The sequence below is a fragment of the Rhodococcus sp. P3_B8 genome (assembly GCF_056402775.1).
On the sequence record NZ_JBFUGT010000703.1, the window covers coordinates 1 to 541 of the forward strand.

Consider the following 541-nt stretch of genomic DNA (forward strand, 5'->3'; position numbering starts at 1 on the left):
GAAAATCCCAAAACATCCAAATATGTTAATCAACAACAGATTCCAAACCTTACAACCTGATGTTCGTGCACAACACACGTAAAAATCTACTCACCAACTGATTATCGAAACATATTGTCAATCAACACCTTTCAAAAACCGGCTCAAAACCGGACGAAACAGACACGCGCCCGCCGRCACCCCGGCGCCGGCACTCCCCCCGGCACGTCGCCGGCRCCCCCATATCACAAACCGGGGACATGTCATCACACMAGGTCACARCACCATTACAGCCCCCCCACACGGCACACGGCCCGCACCCCGGGGATCGGGGGCGGGCCGTGCACGGAGAGAGGCGAACTAGGCTGCCGGGTCCAGCCAGGGCCGATCGTCGCGGCCCTCGACATAGACCCCGCCGGGCGGACCATCGAGCAGAGTGAGCAGCAACTCCCGCGCCGCCGGAGAGGCACCGGCGAGCATCTCGTCCCGGTGCTCGGTCCAGTCGTCCCAGTCCCAGCCCGCACCGGCATCGATGCAGCTCTCGGCAACCTCCACAGGCTCA

1 protein-coding gene is annotated in these 541 nt (G+C 61.5%); it reads right to left on the reverse strand.

Going from position 1 to position 541, the window contains the following annotated elements; translation table 11 throughout:
• Nucleotides 1–339 precede the first annotated feature (339 nt).
• Nucleotides 340–541 (reverse strand): hypothetical protein (locus tag AC1D1G_RS45875; RefSeq protein ID WP_477957020.1); only part of this gene is annotated, 202 nt, incomplete at its 5' end.